Annotated in this window: 13 protein-coding genes and 1 pseudogene; 3 read left to right on the forward strand and 11 right to left on the reverse strand. The window is 48.2% G+C overall.

Features of this window, described 5'->3' with window-relative positions:
* Positions 1-58: 58 nt before the first annotated feature.
* From H3H32_RS12890 to H3H32_RS12900, 3 genes are all read right to left on the reverse strand, one after another.
* Entirely contained in the window at positions 59-553 is a 495-nt protein-coding gene (locus H3H32_RS12890; RefSeq protein ID WP_182463093.1) for a YybH family protein, read from the reverse strand.
* A gap of 156 nt (positions 554-709) precedes the next feature.
* A complete protein-coding gene (locus tag H3H32_RS12895) occupies positions 710-2,464 on the reverse strand; it encodes a M14 family metallopeptidase (protein WP_182463094.1) in 1,755 nt (584 codons plus the stop codon).
* A gap of 264 nt (positions 2,465-2,728) precedes the next feature.
* Positions 2,729-4,306 (reverse strand): amidase family protein, encoded by a 1,578-nt coding sequence (locus H3H32_RS12900; RefSeq protein WP_182463095.1) that lies wholly within the window; start codon positions 4,304-4,306, stop codon positions 2,729-2,731.
* A 343-nt stretch (positions 4,307-4,649) separates the two neighbouring features.
* On the opposite strand from H3H32_RS12900, the gene H3H32_RS12905 reads away from it, so the two are divergent.
* A complete protein-coding gene (locus tag H3H32_RS12905; RefSeq protein WP_182463096.1) occupies positions 4,650-6,242 on the forward strand; it encodes a serine hydrolase domain-containing protein in 1,593 nt (530 codons plus the stop codon).
* A 62-nt stretch (positions 6,243-6,304) separates the two neighbouring features.
* Here H3H32_RS12905 and H3H32_RS12910 read toward each other — a convergent pair whose 3' ends face one another.
* The 8 genes and pseudogenes from H3H32_RS12910 to H3H32_RS12945 form a co-directional block, all read right to left on the reverse strand.
* Positions 6,305-8,551, reverse strand: a complete 2,247-nt coding sequence (locus tag H3H32_RS12910; RefSeq protein ID WP_182463097.1) for a xanthine dehydrogenase family protein molybdopterin-binding subunit — start codon at positions 8,549-8,551, stop codon at positions 6,305-6,307.
* Positions 8,548-9,558, reverse strand: a complete 1,011-nt coding sequence (locus tag H3H32_RS12915; RefSeq protein ID WP_182463098.1) for an FAD binding domain-containing protein — start codon at positions 9,556-9,558, stop codon at positions 8,548-8,550. The genes H3H32_RS12910 and H3H32_RS12915 overlap by 4 nt, the downstream gene beginning before the upstream one ends.
* Positions 9,555-10,100, reverse strand: coding sequence for a (2Fe-2S)-binding protein (locus H3H32_RS12920; RefSeq protein WP_182463099.1), 546 nt, complete (start codon positions 10,098-10,100; stop codon positions 9,555-9,557). Before H3H32_RS12920 ends, H3H32_RS12915 begins: the two co-directional genes overlap by 4 nt.
* A 100-nt stretch (positions 10,101-10,200) precedes the next feature.
* Positions 10,201-10,515: an L-rhamnose mutarotase gene (gene rhaM / locus H3H32_RS12925; RefSeq protein WP_182463100.1), complete on the reverse strand. Its 315-nt coding sequence runs from the start codon at positions 10,513-10,515 to the stop codon at positions 10,201-10,203.
* A gap of 104 nt (positions 10,516-10,619) precedes the next feature.
* Entirely contained in the window at positions 10,620-11,756 is a 1,137-nt protein-coding gene (locus tag H3H32_RS12930) for a glycoside hydrolase family 88/105 protein (protein WP_182463101.1), read from the reverse strand.
* Positions 11,757-11,862: 106 nt separating this feature from the next.
* The gene (locus H3H32_RS12935; protein WP_182463102.1) at positions 11,863-13,263 is read right to left on the reverse strand and encodes an FGGY-family carbohydrate kinase; all 1,401 of its coding nucleotides are present in this window, start codon (positions 13,261-13,263) and stop codon (positions 11,863-11,865) included.
* Between the two features lie 91 nt (positions 13,264-13,354).
* Positions 13,355-14,630, reverse strand: a pseudogene (locus H3H32_RS12940) (sugar isomerase).
* Positions 14,631-14,747: 117 nt separating this feature from the next.
* On the reverse strand, positions 14,748-16,853 hold the full coding sequence (locus H3H32_RS12945) for a bifunctional aldolase/short-chain dehydrogenase (RefSeq protein ID WP_182463103.1): 2,106 nt from the start codon (positions 16,851-16,853) through the stop codon (positions 14,748-14,750).
* Positions 16,854-17,207: 354 nt separating this feature from the next.
* Here H3H32_RS12945 and rhaT point away from each other — a divergent pair, with 354 nt between their 5' ends.
* Together rhaT and H3H32_RS12955 are read left to right on the forward strand one after the other, a co-directional pair.
* On the forward strand, positions 17,208-18,260 hold the full coding sequence (gene rhaT, locus H3H32_RS12950) for an L-rhamnose/proton symporter RhaT (RefSeq protein WP_182463104.1): 1,053 nt from the start codon (positions 17,208-17,210) through the stop codon (positions 18,258-18,260).
* 253 nt (positions 18,261-18,513) lie between these two features.
* Positions 18,514-19,140: a carbonic anhydrase gene (locus H3H32_RS12955; protein ID WP_182463105.1), complete on the forward strand. Its 627-nt coding sequence runs from the start codon at positions 18,514-18,516 to the stop codon at positions 19,138-19,140.
* Positions 19,141-19,194: the final 54 nt, after the last annotated feature.

Consider the following 19,194-nt stretch of genomic DNA (forward strand, 5'->3'; position numbering starts at 1 on the left):
AGTCTGGAGCGACAAAGAACAGTGGTTAAACTTCGTTTTTTGTCGCTCCAGGTTTCGTTTACTTCCCACAAGCCGCACTTCCGGTACAAGCCAGACTGACAAATAGCTCAGAGCGGATTTTCCAGCCGGATTCCGTTTTGCGCCACATGGCCAGATAAACACCAGTAATTGTCTGAATACCATCGGGCCGCTGAAAACGCCCTGTCCAATGGCCATTTTCGGCGGCCAATGGACTCGTTGTACTCACCTGAATTTGATCCGTATTACGCACGTAACCCAGAAAATTGGGATCTTTAAACTGAACCGATACGGACGCTAATACCGAATCCCGGCCCGATACATGCGAGCCACTTCCCCGTGTCACTTCAATATCCGGCAGCATCGTTTGCCCAAAAGCCGTCAGGTCACGGGCTTGAATAGCCTGGTTTGACTGTGTTCGTAACGACTTAATAGCAACGATATCAGTACTTTCAACAGGCTTCGTTTGCGCGAACGAGCCAAATGAAAGCAGAAAAAGGCCGATTAACAGGCAAGTGATTTGCGTGCGATTCATTATGACAGATTTTTCTTTCGACAGGTTTTTTATCCTGTCTGTGATGTCAGGTGCTAACACCTGACACGATAGGTTTTGAGAAACCTATCGGTGCGAACAGTAGGTTTTGAGAAACCTAGCATGTCGGCTTTAAGAAGCCGACACCACAGAAAAAAATTAATTCAACCGATACACCGGATATCGATTATGCGTTTTTTCGTAATAGGGTGTCTGACGATAAATGAAATCCAACTGAGCGTCGGCATTTTCGGCGAACGCTTTATCAGACGCCCGCTTCTCATCCAGTTTTTTACGCAACGCCGGATCTTTCTTCAGGATTTCAGCGGCTGTGTCTTCGAAAATATAGTCCGAAAAATACTCTTTCTGGTCGAGCACACTATCAAAGAAATTCCAGGCAAAAAACGAATCGACGCCCTGTGGCTCAAGCGTTTCAACGATGTATCGGTTCGTGGGTTGATTCGCCTGAATGAGGTAATCGCCTTTGTAGAATTGAATCGGTTGCGTCTCCGACCGTACTTTCACCCCTGAATGGATGTAATGCCCTTCGTAAGGGCGCTGCCCCGTTTTAAAATCGGTGATGTAATAGGCCGAAACGCTCATCAAGGTATCTTTCGGCAGCGTTTGAAGTTTCACGCCATTCCGTTTCAGCAACCCAATAACCTCACTCCAGGCTTGCGGAATAACATAAGCACGAGGTTTATCAACCTGCGCATCAACAGCGAATGTATTCCAGTAAGGTATGCGCTTGGTAAACGGCTTGGAGCGGTCGTAGTAGAGTCGTTTCAACCCTGATACCTCACTAGGTTTGTAAGCAGCTGCATAGCCCAGAAATGTAATCGAATCCGTTTTAGTCCGGTCCAGTTTATAACTCAGAGGAAAGTTCGTTTGTTGGCTAACCACCTCGTTCGCCTTTTTCTGATTGGCCAGAATGGTTTGCGCATCACGTTCACATAATCGTAGTACCGATTCGTCGAACGCGTAAGATGCCTTAACCCGTGCCGGATAATCTTTCCACATGTGCGTCTCCAGTGTAAAGCCAAAGCAATTGAATAAAGCGGCATACCCTGTCGAATAGCGCGGAGAGTCGTTATAACCCAATAAGCCACTTTCAGGCGTCTCCGAAAAACTGTTAATATAAGGTGCTGGCGGAAAACCTTGAGCCGTCAGGGCTTTATCCAGTTCCGGCTGAAATGTTTTCTGCATGTAGCCCGACACAGTTGGATGGAGCTTGTCTTTCTGGGTTGCAAAATACGTCAGTACATGCTGATAGTCAGCGCCATCACTGGTATGATTATCAATAAACACCTGTGGCTTCAAAGATTGGTACATCGCCTGAAACGCTTTCGTATTTTCAGCTTCGGCTTTGATAAAATCGCGATTTAGATTCAGATTACGCGCATTTCCCCGAAATCCGTACGATTCCGGACCATTCTGATTTACCCGCGAAAGGCCCCGGTTCAGTGCCCCATCGATATTATACACGGGCACAATAGCCAGTAGTACATTCTTAGGCAGTTTATTGGCTTTCAATAGATCCCGTGCCATCATCATGCAGGCATCGATTCCTTCGGGTTCGCCGGGATGAATCCCATTGTTGATGAGCAGCGTTACACGGTCAGGTCGCGACGCAAATTGTTTATCGGCAGCTAACAGAAACACATGGAGCGGTTTCCCAATATCGGTTTTACCAACTTCTATGAGCTTCGCCTGATCATACTGTTTATCCAACTGCTGGTACCAGCTTATAATCTGGGCATAGGTTGCTGTTTGGTTTGTATTGCGCTCATAAGGGGTGAGGTCTGATGGCTTTGACTGCGCGAACAGATGTGTCGACGCCAGTTGCAACAGCAAACAAGTAATAACGATAAGCCGCAGATAATGCTGGTTGATGAACGGAAAGGCTGGTTTCATGAAAGGTATTTTTTGTATCGCAGAGGATCAAATGTGGTTTCTTGAAAATGAATGAACCTGGTTGATAAATTCAGTTCGACCCCTTCAGGGTCGTATGTTTATAGTGGCATCCTTTTTCTATAAACATACGACCCTGAAGGGGTCGAACCAAACATGGTAACGAGGTCCCCAATTTTCCAACCTCTGGTTAAAATCTAGTAATCGTCAATCGGCCAGAGGCCGAAGAATAGTCAGCACGAACGTTGACGTTCGCGCTATCGTATATCATATAGCGACTTTACGCTTCTTTTTTGGTAAAACAGGCGTACTGGCTGGTGGTATTCGGTGATGAGTAGCCTGTTCGTAGGCATAGCACAGCTTGACAAGCGTTGGCTCGCTAAACGGTCGACCGAAAAATTGCAGCCCGGCCGGTAAGTTATCGTACGTAAAACCCATCGGTACAGAAAAAGCCGGGAAACCCGTTGGCGGGGAGAGGGCATTGTTGTTTGTGCCCGACGGCGTATTCAAATCGCCAATGAGCCGGGGCGGATAACTAAATGACGGGTACACCAGCACATCCACTCCCGTTGAATCCATTGCCCGAAGGAGTAATTGCCGAAGCCGTTCGCGAAGTGCCAGGTTTTTCCCCCAACCTTTATGGGCTTCGGGCGCTAAAGTATCCTTGTCCGAATCAAGGAGCGTTTTTTCGATACTAGGATGAAATTGTCGCGACTTAATAATGGATGTTAGCGATTTATGCGGTGCATTAGGCCCCAGATTGGCCAGATACAGATTGAAATCGCGCCGTAGCTGCGGAATGGTGTCGAACGATTTATTGATTGTATCCAACTCTGGCACTCGAACCGAATCGACAACTATGGCACCAGCCGCCCGAAGTTCATCCAGCGCTTTATTGAATAAGGCATATACCTGAGGATCAGAATTTTTCGCCGTACATAATTGACGAAATACCCCAATACGCGCCCCTTTTAGGCCATCTTTGTCCAGAAATTGACGATACGACTGCGGAATTTTACCCTCGCTCCGCCGGGTTACCGAATCGGCCTTGTCATAACCCGCAATGACATCTAATACCCGAACCGCATCTTCCACTGTTCGGCAGATTGGCCCACCTGTATCATTCGTCATTGCCAGCGGAGCAATCCCACTCCGACTAACCAGACCTAGTGTAGGTCGAAAACCAACCAGACTCTGGTGCGACGATGGTCCTCGTATCGAACTTCCCGTATCAGTCCCTAATCCAATGGTTCCAAAATCAGCAGCCACTGCAGCGGCTGTTCCCCCACTCGACCCCGCGGTTGTCCGCTTTGTATCATAGGGGTTCCGGGAGTAACCGGGTAAAATAGAGCTTACTGAAACGTTGCCCGATGTGGCAAATTCAGCCAGATTTGACTTGGCAATAATAATGGCACCGGCTGCCCGAATTCGCTGAACGACAAAGGCATCCGCAGGCGGAATAGATTTTTTCATCGCCAGCGTTCCGTTGGTCGTTGGCATGTCGAAGGTGTTGTAATTGTCTTTCACAATCACCGGAATCCCATGCAGTGGGCCAACAAACTTTCCGGTCGCCTTATAAAGCGAATCAAGCCGACGGGCTTCGGTTAAGGCTTTCGGATTGCCCATGATGATGGTATTCAGAAAAGGTCCCTGTTTGTCGTAAGCCTCAATTCGGTCGAGATAAAGTTGCACCAGTTGCTCAGCCGTCAGTTTACCTGATTGCATGGCCTGATGAAGCTGGTCGACAGTAGCCTCACGCAACTGTTTTGGCTTGAACGACTGGGCCTTTACTGCATTGACCAAAAGCAGCAAAGAGATTAAAAGAGGAAGTACAGAGTTCTTCATTTTAGGCTGTGTACGAATGATTGGTTACTTTATATTGAGAAGTGACAGAATAATTTATTGGCACAAAACGATTTGACCAATTTTTCATCATAAAAATAAACCCAAACCCAGAAGAATTGCCATGTACACCAAAAAGTGCAATTTTAAATCCATTACGTTTAATCATTTAAAGTGCGTTTGTCGTTTGACCTTCCCCAAACAAATCCCGTACTTGCATAGGTTTGTGCAACATCTCAGGCCAAGTTTTGTAACAGATCAGCCTCTATCGCTGGACATTACCCCCTGAAACGTTGAATCGTACCGGCGACCCGGTTGAAACGCTTAAACCTGATACCTTAAAACCATGAACCTCAATCGCAGAGATTTTCTCCGGCAACTTGGCTTCGGTGCTGCTGGCCTGGCCATTGCTTCTACTCTACCCGATACCAGTTGGGCGCTACCTACTAAAACGGGCAAACTCCCCCGTGCTTTACCTGAAACCCAGGGCGTTGCACCCGGAGGTCTGCTTGACTTTCTGAACACGGTAGAATCCCAAAAGCTCAATATTCACAGCATGATGGTGCTTCGGCATGGCCAGGTTGTGGCCGAAGGTTGGTGGGCACCGTATGCACCTCAATACATTCACACGCTTTACTCACTGAGCAAGAGCTTTACCTCATCGGCAATCGGGATGGCGGTCGATGAAAAGCGGTTAACCGTTGAGGATAAAGTGGTTTCATTTTTCCCCAAAGATGTTCCGGCCACTATCAGCGCGAATCTGGCTGCCATGCGCGTGAAGGATTTGCTGACCATGTCGACGGGGCATGATAAGGATACAACACCGGCATTACGGGGTGGTACGGATAACAACTGGGTCAAATCATTCCTGGCACAACCTGTTGATCATGAACCAGGTACATTTTATATGTACAACAGTGGTGCTACCTATATGCTTTCGGCCATTATCCAGAAGCTGACGAACCAAACCCTGCTCGATTATTTAAAACCTCGTTTGTTCGGGCCGCTGGGCATCGAAGGCATGGATTGGGAAGTTGACCCCAATGGCATCAATACGGGTGGCTGGGGTCTGCGAATAAAGACGGAAGATATTGCCAAATTCGGGCAGCTTTATTTACAAAAGGGCGTCTGGAATGGTAAGCGCCTGATCTCTGAAGCGTGGATTCATGACGCCACAAGGAAAGAAGTCGACTCGAAGGGTGGCAAAGGCGATGCTAGTGTAAACGACTGGATTCAGGGTTACGGTTATCAATTCTGGCGGTGTCGTAACGACGCTTATCGGGCCGATGGCGCGTTCGGTCAGTTCTGCGTTGTTCTTCCCAAGGAAGATGCGCTGGTTGCTATCACCGCTGAATCAGCGAACACGCAGGGTATTCTCGACGCGATCTGGAATCACATTCTGCCCGCCCTTCGAGGAACAGGTTTATCGGCCGATAAAATGAAACAGGCGGCTTTAACCCAAAAATTGGCTACGCTGACCTTAACGCCAAGTGTTTCGCAGACCGCTTCGTCGGTACAAGCCAAAATAAGTGGCAAGACGTATGCCGTTGCTGACAATTCATTGCATGTAAAAGATGTTTCACTGACCTTCGGTAAAGATGGCTGTATATTCAAACTTCAAGATAATGAAGGTGACCATCAGGTATTGTGCGGTGTTGGTAGGTGGCGAGACAGTACAACCACGTTCTCAGTGGCACCCCTATCCCTGACGCCAACGGTTGTACCAAATGGTCCGAACCGAAAAGTAGCCGGTAGTGGTGGCTGGCAGGACGAGAATACATTTGTCATGACCTGGCGATTCATAGAAACGGCTCACTACGAAACCGTAACCTGCCGATTTGGTGCCGACGGTGTTCAGGTGGAATTTCAAAACAGCATAAGTATCCTTACTAAAGGAAAAGACAAACGCCCAGTATTGGAAGGAAAAGCCGTGGCGTAAAGATTACCCTCACCCCCGGCCCTCCCCTGTTTTCAGGGGAGGGCCGGGGTGAGGGTACTTAATCAAAGCAACTTGTCCAGCGTAATCGGCAAATCACGAACCCGCTTGCCCGTTGCGTGGAATACGGCGTTGGCAATGGCTGCCGGAACACCCACTAATCCTATTTCACCCAATCCTTTTACACCCAGCGGATTAACGATTTCGTCGTGTTCTTCCACGAAGATTACGTCGAGGTCGTGAACGTCAGCGTTGACAGCTACGTGGTATTCAGCCAGAGAATGATTCATAATACGACCGAGGTTATGGTCCATCATAGTTTCTTCCTCAAGCGCTTTACTAATTCCCCACACCATGCCGCCTAAAATCTGACTCCGGGCGGTTTTTGGATTTAGGATTCGGCCACCCGCAATGGCACTGACTATCCTTGTAACCCGAACTGTACCAAAGTCTTCATCGACCTCAACTTCCGCAAATACCGCCGAATGCGCCGTGCGGGCGTACTTTCGTTGTTTCAGCATCTTGGGTAGCCCCGACGATGTTTCCCGAACAGCGGCTCCTCCGTTGGAGTCAACAACAGCCTCTAACGACACCGACACGGACGGATCTTTTTTCAACTGAATGCTTTTATTCGCAAAAACGACTTCGTTAAAATCAACCTTAGCAAAAGGCGAGTTTGGCATCTTTCTGGCCAGTTTGAAGAGTTTTTCGGCTAAATCCTCACAAACTGTTTTCACTGCCGTTCCCACCGTGGCTGCCGTCCAGGAACCACCCTCAATTGGTGCAGCAGGCATATCACTGTCACCAAGCTTAAAGAGTACATCCTCTATTGGCATACCAAGGGTATCGGCGGCAATCTGCGTCATAATGGTATAAGTACCCGTACCTATATCAGCCGTGGCGCTACTTACGCGAAGTTTTCCGTTCACCATCATCACAGCCTCGGCCCGAGCAGGCATCTGGTTGGCATCCCAGATTCCAGTAGCCATACCCCAACCAATTAGGGTATGTCCATTTCGCATAGAACGCGGCTCTGGATTCCGTTTCACCCAGCCAAATCGTTCAGCCCCCTGCCGGAAACATTCCCGAAGCTCTTTACTGGAATAGGGTAGATCGGCATTCATATCCCGCTCGGTATAGTTTCGGAGTCGAAACTCAACGGGGTCCATGCCTAGTTTGTAAGCTAATTCATCTACAGCGCATTCGAGTGCTGAGATGCCTGTTACACCACCCGGTGCACGCATATCAAGGGGTGTAGCTACATCGAGCGGTACGAGTTTGTAGTCAAACTTTACGTTCTCTGCCGGGTAGAGCATTCCGCCCCAACTGGATACAATCTCGGTATAGTCTTCAAATTGCGACGTTTCGCCAACGGTATCATGATACATGGCTGTCATTGTCCCGTCGGTCGATGCGCCCAGGGCAATCGTCTGCACCGTAGCTGGGCGGTGTCCAAACGTGAACATCTGCTGCCGGGTGAGCGTGACCCGCACTGAGCGTTTCAACTCCCGAGCGGCCATCACAGCCAGAAACAACTGGTGTTGTGGGCGTAGACCAGACCCAAATCCGCCCCCTACATAGGGAGACAGAACCCGTAAGTTCTTGAACGGAATATCAAACACCTGAGCGACATACAAAATACTATTTGTCACGCCCTGCGTCTTGTCATAGATGGTATAACGAGCCCCAGATTTGTTCCGGCCTTTTTCATACACCACTGTACTGGCAAACATCTCCATCGGATTATGATGCTCCATACTATGGACATATTCACCTGTCATCTGCACCGGGGCTGCATTAAAAGCTTCCTCAAAGTTGCCCCGCGGTTTTGGTGGTGGTGGCTTCAGCAACGAAGCCATGCCGAGAGACGGCTTCCGCGCTTTATGCCGATTGACCTGCAGATCGGTTTGGTGCGCATCTTCCTCATAATCAACCTGAATCAGCGAAGCCGCATAACGAGCCAACTCGAATGTTTCGGCAACGACTAAGGCAATTGGTTGTGTATTATACTTAATTTTAGCATCACGCAGAGGTCGAAATGGAGAACCGGGTGGGGCATCCTGATCGGAGTACTTCATATCTAACCACGCGATCTTAGGACGATTCTCGTGGGTAAAAACCTGCAAAACGCCATCGAGAGCTAGTGCCTTGCTAGAGTCGATCCGCTTAATTTTCCCTTTGGCAATCGTACTGTTTACGATATATCCATAGAGCAGATCTGGTGTATCAAATTCGGCGGCATATTTAGCATTGCCCGTTACTTTATCCAGTCCGTCAATTCGGTTCAGAGGTTTTCCAATGTATTGAGTCATGATGCTGGTTTCAGTTTAGCGGCTTGTGATAATGCACGTACGATGGCACGTTTAGCCAATTCAATTTTGAATGTATTATGCCCAAAGCCCTGAGCCCCCTCCAGAAGGCCATCCGCAACCAGTTGAAAATTATCCTTTGATGGTTCCCTGCCAGCTAAGATCGCTTCAATTTCAGGACGTCGCCAGGGTTTGTGCGATACTCCCCCGAGCGCAATCCGGGCATCGGCAATTCGGCCATTTTCCATGTCCAGGGCTGCTGCCACCGACACCAGGGCAAATGCATAAGAAGTTCGATCACGAAGTTTTATGTACGCGTAATTCGTTGAAAATCCTTTGGCAGGCAGGTCAATGGCCGTAATCAGTTCGTCATCCTGAAGCGTATTATCAATATGTGGAGTATTGCCCGGCAGCCTATGAAATTCGGCAAAGGGAATCGTGCGGTCACCATATAAGCCTGTTACCCGAACAGTTGCACCCAAAGCCGCTAATGCCACACACATATCTGAAGGATGCGTAGCAATGCAATGGATCGATCGATCAACCGCTTCGGTTCCAAGAATGGCATGAATTCGATTGAATCCAACAAGGGCCGAACAGCCGGAACCTGGTTCACGCTTATTGCAAGGTGTCGCTACATCGTAGAAATAGTAGCAACGGGTGCGTTGCATCAGGTTACCACCATCCGTTGCCATGTTTCGCAATTGAGCCGATGCACCTGCCAGAATTGCCTGGGTTAATAAAGGGTATCGTTCAGAAACCTTTGGGTCATAGGCCGTATCGGCATTAGTCATTAAAGCGCCTAACCGTAAGCCACCGTCTTCAGTCTCAGTGATGGTGGCTAATGGCAGTCGATTTATATCAATTAGGCGTGTTGGGCGTTCCACATTTTCCTTCATCAGGTCAATGAGATTAGTGCCACCTGCGATAAATTTGGTCGTGAGTGCCGAAGCTCGTCCGTCAACCGCATCGGCTACGCCATCGGCCCGGATGTAATCAAAGGAAGTCATAGCGTATCTGGTTGAGAGGATATAACCGATTGAATGGCATCGACTATGTTGGTGTAAGCTCCACAACGGCAAATGTTGCCGCTCATCAACTCGCGAATGTCGTCGGCTGTTTTAGCATGGCCTTCGTTCAACATACCTACTGCCGAACAAATTTGACCGGGAGTGCAGTAGCCACACTGAAAAGCATCATGCTCGATGAAGGCTTTCTGAAGCGGATGTAGCCCCTCCTGCCCCAACACATCTTTCTGTGCTAATCCTTCAATAGTCGTGATTTGATTGCCATCCTGCATAATGGCTAGTGTCAGACAGGAATTGATCCGTTTGCCATTTACCAACACTGTACAAGCTCCGCATTGCCCATGATCGCACCCTTTTTTTGTACCAGTCAGGTGCAAATACTCTCGCAATGCATCAAGCAAACTAGTCCAGGGAGCTAGTTGTAGCTGAACTGGGGTTCCATTAACGGTCAGTGTAATCGTATGGGCAGATGGCAGCGAAGGATACTGCCCGACCTCAGGAGGAGATTCAGCCAAAAGAGTCATAACGGTTCGGTTGAGTAGTTTATACTCCCGGAACCGTCAGTCTTACCTGTTGTTTTAAAAACTATGCTAACGGGCAAAGCCCGTTAGTGTTCAACCAACTTTATTTCATATGGAACACCCGTTCCAGCGTTACGGCTACTGGCGAGTTGTCTGGATTGGTATCCATTAAATCGGCCATATAAGCCCACCATTTCTTCATGATGGGCAGTCCTGGCAAAGTCGCTGTTGTGTGGTTCGGCAATCGTTTCTGAACGGCAAACAGTGTCCCGGTAGATCGGTCGAGGAAAATGGAATAATCCCGAACGCCCGCATTGGTCAAAGCTACCGACAACTCCGGCCAGATTTCGTCGTGACGGCGTTGATATTCAGCCTCGACGCCCGGCTTCAATTTCATAGTAAAAGCGACTTCTTCCATCTGTTTAGGTATTAGGTTTACAGTATTAGGTTTGTGGTAGGCTGACGCGTACACATTTAGGCGTCAGCCTACCACAAACCTAATACTGTAAACCAAAAACTATTTTATCGTTTCAGTTTACACAGCTCCACTCCGGCCAACAAGAAACAACCGAGGCCATAGTCTTCAAAATCAGGCTTGCTGTCGTAGGTAACAGGCTGACCGTCTTTGGGTTCCTTACCCGTTCCCTGTACATAACCCAAAAATCCATTCGGATGTACAGAGTCGGTGGCCATTGCATTCCAGGCTTTGGTAATGATGGGTCGATACGTTTTACTATCGAGTAAACCCTGATTGATACCCCAGGCCATCCCGTACACAAAAAGTGCTGTTCCGGTAAGCTCTTTACCACCAAAATTCGTTGGATCATGCAAACTCACATTCCAGTAGCCATCCATACGTTGGATCGGGGGTAACGACTTCATCATCTCCAGGTATGTCTTTTCATACTCTTCCCGGTGTGGTGCATTTTTGGGCATAATGTCCAGGACTCGAACCAGAGCCGCCACCACCCAGCCATTTCCCCGCGACCAGTAACAATCCTTTCCATTGGGTTCTTTGTAAGGTGGCACGAAATCTTTATCTCGCCACCACAACCCGTCTTTTGGATTATAAAGCCCGTTGCCGCCGTGTCTGGTTTTCGAGTACTTATATATCTCGTACATCTTCTCGAAGTAGGCTTGGTCTTTTTCTAACACGCCCAATTTCGCAAACACCGGCATAGCCATCTGCAACGCATCGACCCAGCTCCAATCCTCAATTTTATCGCTTTGCACCATCGCATCGATCGATGCTTTGATGTCGCGTAGGCGTTCAGGTTTGCGGTCAATCAGGTATAGGTCAATGTAGGTCTGGCCACAACATTGGTCGTCGGCGTTGCGTGTATTAATGCCACTTCGGAGTCCCCAATGATGTTTTTCGCCCCAGTCAACAGCGTAGTCGTAATAGGCTTTTTTCTTGTCGAGTTCGTATAAAGCCATCAACCCCTCATAATACACGGCTCGTGTCCAGATGTTGCTGGGCCGTGTTTTATTGGTCACGATTTCCTTGCCGGGGTCGGGCCAGGTTTTCATGAAATACTCATTCGCCAACGTCATTTTGGCGATAATCTCTTTTCTATCCGGAAGTTTCTGTGCCTGCGCGGTAAACGCGAGCGCAAAGCACAAAAGACTGATTTTGATTACAGAGGTGGGGATATTCATGGTGAGCCGAAATAATTTACCGAAAGCTTTAAAGCGATTGATTTGTACCCACGGGCTTCAGCCCGTGTATCCATTAAAAACACAGGCTAAAGCCCGTGGGTACAAATTAATGCGCTACAGCGTGAGCGGTGTATTTCTTCAGCTCGACACAGTCGCCAGGAAGTGGATACGGATTCCAGTGTTGGTGTATAGCCAGGGCGGCTCCTAACGCCGACGCCTGCGCCACCGATGCCGCGTAAATTTCAATACCCGGAAAGGCCGTAGCCAGCAGATTCATGTAAATTGGATTTTTTCCGAAGCCACCATCCACAAAAATACGCTTCACGGGTGAACCAGCCAGAACGAGGTTTGTCGAAATCAACTGCTGCGAAACAATATCGAGGATAAGCTGGTGATAGGCCACATTGTAGGTGTCAAAATCATCCAGATTTCGTTGTCCAAACAGTGACCCCTTCATCGATAACAGTTGATTTCCTTTTGCATCTTCGCCAGTAGTTACCTGACTTACATGCTGCCGCAACTGGTCAATCGTCTCCGGATTATAGGCAACCTGTTTATACTGGTCGACGGGCACCTGAAAATGTTCTGCCAGTCGCTTCACCTGCTGTTCATGTTCATAGCCAGCAAACAACCGGGCCGACTTTACAGGCTGGCCTTTGTAATGCATGTAATTCAAACAATCGTACTGCAATTCTTCCGGTGTCAGTGGTCGGTTGTTGAACGGGTTCATACTCACGCACCAGGTTCCGGTCGAAATCAAAACGAAGGGTTCCTGAAAAGACGCCAGATACGGAATCAACGCCGACGAACTATCGTGCAACCCAACGCCTACTTGAAGCACATCCTCACCGAAAGCAGTCGAACGAGCAGAATCAGAGGCAACAATAGGGGCCAGACGGGTTTCCAGTTGTTCGTCGATAACCCATTTATGATAGTCCTGCCGATCAAAATCCCAAAGCATGGTATGGCACCCAATACTGGTCAGGTCAGAAACTGGCCAGCCGCTAATGAGATGACTAACGTACTGAGGCAAATGCAAAGCAAACGCCAGTTTCGCATACAAGTCAGGCTGTTCGTATTTAAGCCTATATAACTGAAGGCCAGAGTTCAAGCTCCCCAGCGAAGGCGACGCCGTTTGTCGGGTTAAGGTCGATTCGCCACCGTACCCATCGAAAAGTTGCTGTAATAATTGGCTGGGGTAAGCTTTCAGGTAATTATATAAAGGCGTAAGCGGTTGGCCCGTCTGATCGATATAAACCAAACTAGCTCCATATGTCGAAAAGTTTACGGCCTTCACCGTAAATTCCGGCATGGTCATCACCTCAGTAAGTGAAGTCGTAACCCAGTTAGTGAGCCGATTTAGGTCGTCGCATGAGTCACCATCTTCATCCTGAATCTCGTCAAACTGCTCCGATTTCTCCAGAACGATTCGATAATGTTCATCAAAGAGAAACAACTTTTTATTGGTCTTACCAATATCGAAAATGGCAATGACAGGCGTAGGCATAATTTAATGATAGAATGAGTGAATGATAGAATGAGTGAATGGCTAGTAGAAAATTATTCACTCATTCTATCATTCACTCATTCAAAATTATTTATAGTCCCGTTGCTACTGTTTTGGCACCCCGCTCGCCGATGAGTTGCTGGCGAACATTGAGTTGGCGATATAAACCCAGCGGATTCAAGGCGGCCCCGGCCCGGCGACGAGCTTCGGCTACCAGTGGGCGAACATCGGTCCGGAACGCATCCTGAAGGATTTCCTGAGCGCGAACAGGGTCGTTGGCTTCGCGGGCTTCTTCAAGCGCAGCACGATCAACTAAAAGCGCCTGTGCATAAGCGAGTTGAATAGCCTCCACGGACTGTAGTAAATCTTCGAGCGGGTCTTTCACGTTATGGCTCGCGTCAATCATCCAACCCAAATCTTTGGCGTGATTCATTCCCCGAGCGTCCAGACCATCGACTAATTCGGTGAAGATCAGGAACAACTGATAAGGCTTAACGCTGCCTGCCGTCAGGTCATCGTCGCCGTATTTAGAGTCATTGAAATGGAAGCCCCCCAGTTTGCCCTGATGCAAGAGGATCGCTACAATCTGCTCGATATTGGCATTGGGAAGGTGGTGACCGAGATCAACGAGCGTGTAAGCTTTTGGCCCTAATTTGTTGGCATACAGAAAGCTACTGCCCCAATCGCCCACGGTCATTGAATAGAAATTCGGCTCGAAGGCTTTGTATTCAACGAACAACTTCCAGTCGTCGGGGAGTGCTGCATAGATTTCTTCAAGACTCGACAGTGTGCGGTCGAAAGCTTTTCGGAAATTAAGCTGACCAGGAAAGCAGGAGCCATCGGATAACCAAACCGTCAAGGCATCTGAACCCAGTGCCACCCCATGCCGAATCACTTCGATATTATGATCGATAGCCTGTTGTCGAATGGCCGGATCGGTATGTTGCAGTGAGCCGAATTTATAACTCAACGGCTGATCTGGTTGGTCCTGAAAGGTATTCGAGTTCACAGCATCGAAGCGCAGACCATGTTTGGCAGCAAGTTGTTTGATCGCCTGTGGATCGGTTGGGATATCCCAGGGGATATGAAGCGAAATAGCCCCACTGGCCCGATTCAATGCGTGGAGCAGGCCCACGTCGGCAATTTTTTCTTCGAGTGAACGAGGTTCTCCCCCCACCCGGAAAACGCCCAAAGCGAGTACCGCCTGTACCTAGCGCCCAGCTTGGTATAGCAATCTGAAAATCAATCAGTTTCTGGATGATCGGTTCCGCCGTAGCGACTTCCTGTGTCCAGTATGACAGCTTCCGTTGGTGGCCTTCCAACAGCGTCTGGTTATAATCTGCAATATGTTCGGGTTCGAGTTGCATAAAGGTGTCTGGGTTTGAGGTTTACGGTTTGAGGTTTGAGGTTTACGGTTGGCTGATGCGAGAAACACTAGCGCGTCAGCCAACCGTAAACTTCAAACCGTAAACCATATATCTATTCTACCGCACAAACGCCATCGCGACACCGCCGTCTACGTTCAGGACGTTGCCGGTTGATTTAGCGAGTAAGCCGTTGGTGAGGGCAAGGCAGGCATTGGCGATATCCTCAGGCAAGATGATTTCGTTCAATAATGTCCGTTTCGCGTAATAAGCCGGGAGTTCGGGAACGGTGATGCCATAGGCTTTAGCGCGACCTTCGGCCCAGGCACCCGCCCAGATTTTCGAATCTGAAATGACGGCGTCTGGATTCACGACATTCACCCGGATATGATCTTTACCCAACTCCGCTGCGTTCAAACGGCTCAGGTGTAGTTGTGCTGCTTTGGCCGATCCATAACCCGCGTTGTTCGGGCCTGACACCAAGGCGTTTTTGCTGACGATGTTAATAACATCCCCACCGAGTTTCTGCTTCCGCATCACCTCAACGGCTTGCTGCGTCACCAGGAACTGACCTTTTACCAATACGTCGTACAGTAAATCCCAATCTTTCTCGGTATGTTCTTCAATAGGCTTGGAGATGCTTAACCCAGCGCAGTTAACCACGATATCGACACCACCAAAGGCCAGCGTAGCCGTTTCGAACGTTGACGCAATCGTATCAGCTTTCGTTACGTCCAGTTGATCAGCCGCGTAGGCATCTTTACCGTATTGCTGCTGAAACTCATCTTTCGCGCCAGCCAGTCGATCGGCATCGTTATCATTGATGACCACAACAGCTCCTTCGGCCAGGAATTTCTTGGCGATCGCTTTTCCGATCCCCCCTGCGCTTCCTGTAATCAGGGCAATTTTACCCGACAACGGCTTGGGCTTCGGCATCCGCTGAAGTTTAGCTTCTTCGAGCAGCCAGTATTCAATATCGAACGCTTCCTGTTCTGGCAATCCCACATAATCTGACACCGCTTCGGCGCCTTTCATTACATTGATGGCGTTGGTATAAAACTCAGCCGCTACCCGCGCCGTTTGCTTGTCTTTGGCAAAGGTGAACATACCTACAGCTGGCCATAACAACACGACTGGATTTGGGTCACGGATGGCCGGGCTATTGTCATGTTTGCAGCGTTCGTAGTACGCAGTGTAGTCGGCGCGGTAATCTTCAAACGCCTTTTCCAGATAAGCAATGCTACCCTCACCAGCTAATTGAGCAGGGTCTAATACTAGCGGGCGTATTTTGGTGCGCAGGAAGTGGTCAGGGCAACTTGTTCCTAAGCGGGCCAAACGAGGCAGGTCGTTCGAGTTTACGAACTCAAGTACGCGCGCGTCGTCGGTGAAATGGCCAATCATCTGGCGATGGCCTGAAGCCAACCCCCGCAGAACCGGCATCAATGAAGCGGCCTGTTTTTTCCGGGTATCGGCGTCGGTATTTTCCAGTGCCTGACCACCGAATACAGGGCGTTTTTTGCCATAGTTTTGATTCAGGAATTCGGACGCCTGCTCGATAACTTCGAGCGTATTCATATACGACTCGTAGGAGGTTTCGCCCCAGGTAAACAAACCGTGACCACCCAGGATAATACCACGCAGGTTAGGGTTTTTCTGAACGGCTTCTTCCAGTTTCAGACCAAGATCGAAACCAGGACGTTGCCAGGGGATCCAGGCCATTTTATCGCCCCAGATCTGATGCATGATGGCTTCGCCGTCGCGGCTGGCAGCAATAGCAATCAGTGCATCGGGGTGTAGGTGATCAATATGTTTATACGGCAGCAAGCCGTGTAAAGGCGTATCGATAGAAGGCGCAGCGCACTTAGGATCGAAGAGGCAATGGTCGAAAAGGCCAACCATTTCATCTTCAAATTCAAGACCACGATACCGGCTTTTTAGTGCATGTAGGCGCTCTACGTAGAGGTTAGCGCAGCCTTTCTTCGTTAGGGTACCAATATCACCACCAGATCCTTTTACCCACATTACTTCAACGGGTTCGCCGGTCAGTGGGTTGGTTTCCATTAACTTAACTGATGTATTTCCACCGGCATAATTGGTCAGGCGCAGATCAGCCCCGAGTAGGTTAGAGCGGTAAATAAACAAAGCCACTTCATCACCAGCCAGTTCTGCGGCCTTTTTCTCATCCCAGAGGTAGCTAACGTAGTTGAACGCTTGCGTTGTATTCATAAATAGTTAAATAAGTATATCCGACAGTAATCTTGTTTTAGACAAAGTACGTTACCCTCACTTTCTCCTGCTTCATGTACTCTCCTGTTATAATCACATTATAATGAGAGAAAACGTAAACCGTTTTTTCACTTCCAATTGGGCGAATATACAGGAGAGAACAGGTAAGTTTCTGTAACAAACGAGGATAAATTTGTTGGAAATCATGACAGCAATATCCGTATACTATTGCTTATCCTGCTCAATCGAATTTATATTTCATAATTAGATAACCATGGCTGTAATCTGGGGTGTTTTATTTCACGCATTAACCGGTGGCCAACGTTTTTAAACCAGTATTGTTCTTAATTTTTTATGCAAGTTCTGATTGGTATCATTTACCACACGATTGGTGGCGGTTTTTCGGGCAGTTTTTACATGCCTTTTAATAAAGTGAAAGGCTGGGCCTGGGAAAGCTACTGGATTGTTGGCGGTATTTTTTCCTGGCTCATTGTACCTCCCTTAGCCGCCTACTTAACCATCCCCGATTTTCCAGCCATTATTGCCTCGGCTGATATGAATGTTAAGCTGCTCACGTTCGTCTTTGGTTTGCTATGGGGCATCGGTGGGCTGACGTATGGTCTGGGCGTTCGCTATCTGGGCATGTCGCTCGGTAATTCAGTCGTATTAGGATTCAGCTCGGCGTTCGGGGCACTGGTACCTTCTATCTATTATAATCTCAACCCCGTTAAAGGCAAAGTCTCGTTTACTGATATGCTGGGCTCAAGCGGGGGGCAGTTGGTATTACTGGGCGTACTGGTTTGCCTCATCGGAATTGCCATCTCAGGTAAGGCTGGCATGATGAAAGAAGCTGAACTTTCGGAAGCCGAGAAGAAAGCGTCTGTCAAAGAGTTCAGCCTTGTAAAGGGGCTAATCATTGCCGTAATCTCCGGTATTCTAAGTGCCTTCTTCAACTATGGAATCGAAGCAGGCAAACCCCTGGCCGATCAGGCTGTTGTGCAAGGTTGCAATCCCCTGTTTCAGAATAACGTAACCTACGTGGTGGTACTATGGGGCGGGCTGACCACCAACTTTTTGTGGTGCATGTACTTAAATGCCAAGAATAAAACCTTCGGCAATTATACCGATACCCGGACACCCATTCTGGCCAATGTTCTTTTTTCGGCAACTGCTGGTACTATGTGGTTTCTCCAGTTTTTCTTCTACGGAATGGGTGAAAGCAAGCTGGGCAATGGTGCCAGTTCCTGGATTACGCACATGGCCACTATCATTCTGACCGCGAATATATGGGGCTTGTATCTGAAGGAGTGGTCGGGGGTGTCGGTTGCTACCTTTCGTACCTTCGTCACCGGTATTGTTGTTATTCTTATTGCAATCGTCTTGGTAGGAATCGGCAATTCCCTTTGAGCAGAGGCTGAACGCATAAAAGGGAAATATCTGGCCGTGTAAAGCGACTTAATAAACAGGAAGCCGGTCAACGCAATGAGTAAATTTGCGTTGACCGGCTTCTATTCGTTTATCGCCTTGCCTATATTGCGGGCCAAAAGCTAGAAAACAAAGGCAGAAGATTAAAAAGTCATTAAATTGCCAACATTTATCGATCGCAAAATCGGTTGGTTAATTTACCTAATAGAGTAAAAACTAACACTAAGCAAACACAATGGATATTACACGAATCTTTAAAAACAATCAAAGTTGGGTTCAAAAGAAGCTGAGCGTAGAACCAGGTTACTTCAGTGATCTCTCCAAAGGACAGACTCCAGATATCCTCTACATTGGTTGTTCAGATAGCCGTGTAACAGCCGAAGAGCTGATGGGCGTATCACCCGGCGAAGTGTTTGTACTTAGAAACATTGCGAACATGGTTCCCAATACGGATCTGGGTGTAATGTCTGTTATTAACTATGCCGTAGTACACCTTAAAGTAAATCACATAGTAGTTTGTGGGCATTACAATTGTGGTGGCGTCCAGGCAGCTATGAAATCAGCCGATATGGGGATATTGAATCCATGGCTGAGAAATATCCGTGACGTGTATCGAACGCACAGGGATGAATTAAATGCTATTGCCGACGAGGAACAACGCTATAAACGATTAGTGGAGTTGAATGTTGAAGAACAATGTATCAATGTTCTAAAAACGGCAGAGGTGCAAAAAGCCCAACTGGATCGAGGTCTTACTGTTCATGGATGGGTTTTTGATGTACACTCAGGTCAGTTAATCGACCTGCAAATTGACTTTATAAAGCTGTTAGAAAACATCAAAGAAATTTATCGTCTCGATTGAGACAGGCTTGATAAACAGGCAGAAACAAAGTCATAGTAAATAATAAGGGGATAG

Origin of the sequence: Spirosoma foliorum, from assembly GCF_014117325.1 — a bacterium.
GTDB lineage: Bacteria > Bacteroidota > Bacteroidia > Cytophagales > Spirosomataceae > Spirosoma > Spirosoma foliorum.

Bases quoted from the DNA above. Each gene is read 5' to 3' on its own strand.
- H3H32_RS12890 (WP_182463093.1), bottom strand. From the start codon at position 553: ATGAATCGCACGCAAATCACTTGCCTGTTAATCGGCCTTTTTCTGCTT.
- H3H32_RS12900 (WP_182463095.1), bottom strand. From the start codon at position 4,306: ATGAAGAACTCTGTACTTCCTCTTTTAATCTCTTTGCTGCTTTTGGTC.
- H3H32_RS12910 (WP_182463097.1), bottom strand. From the start codon at position 8,551: ATGACTCAATACATTGGAAAACCTCTGAACCGAATTGACGGACTGGAT.
- rhaT (WP_182463104.1), top strand. From the start codon at position 17,208: ATGCAAGTTCTGATTGGTATCATTTACCACACGATTGGTGGCGGTTTT.
- H3H32_RS12945 (WP_182463103.1), bottom strand. From the start codon at position 16,853: ATGAATACAACGCAAGCGTTCAACTACGTTAGCTACCTCTGGGATGAG.
- H3H32_RS12920 (WP_182463099.1), bottom strand. From the start codon at position 10,100: ATGACTCTTTTGGCTGAATCTCCTCCTGAGGTCGGGCAGTATCCTTCG.
- H3H32_RS12895 (WP_182463094.1), bottom strand. From the start codon at position 2,464: ATGAAACCAGCCTTTCCGTTCATCAACCAGCATTATCTGCGGCTTATC.
- rhaM (WP_182463100.1), bottom strand. From the start codon at position 10,515: ATGGAAGAAGTCGCTTTTACTATGAAATTGAAGCCGGGCGTCGAGGCT.
- H3H32_RS12930 (WP_182463101.1), bottom strand. From the start codon at position 11,756: ATGAATATCCCCACCTCTGTAATCAAAATCAGTCTTTTGTGCTTTGCG.
- H3H32_RS12915 (WP_182463098.1), bottom strand. From the start codon at position 9,558: ATGACTTCCTTTGATTACATCCGGGCCGATGGCGTAGCCGATGCGGTT.
- H3H32_RS12935 (WP_182463102.1), bottom strand. From the start codon at position 13,263: ATGCCTACGCCTGTCATTGCCATTTTCGATATTGGTAAGACCAATAAA.
- H3H32_RS12905 (WP_182463096.1), top strand. From the start codon at position 4,650: ATGAACCTCAATCGCAGAGATTTTCTCCGGCAACTTGGCTTCGGTGCT.
- H3H32_RS12955 (WP_182463105.1), top strand. From the start codon at position 18,514: ATGGATATTACACGAATCTTTAAAAACAATCAAAGTTGGGTTCAAAAG.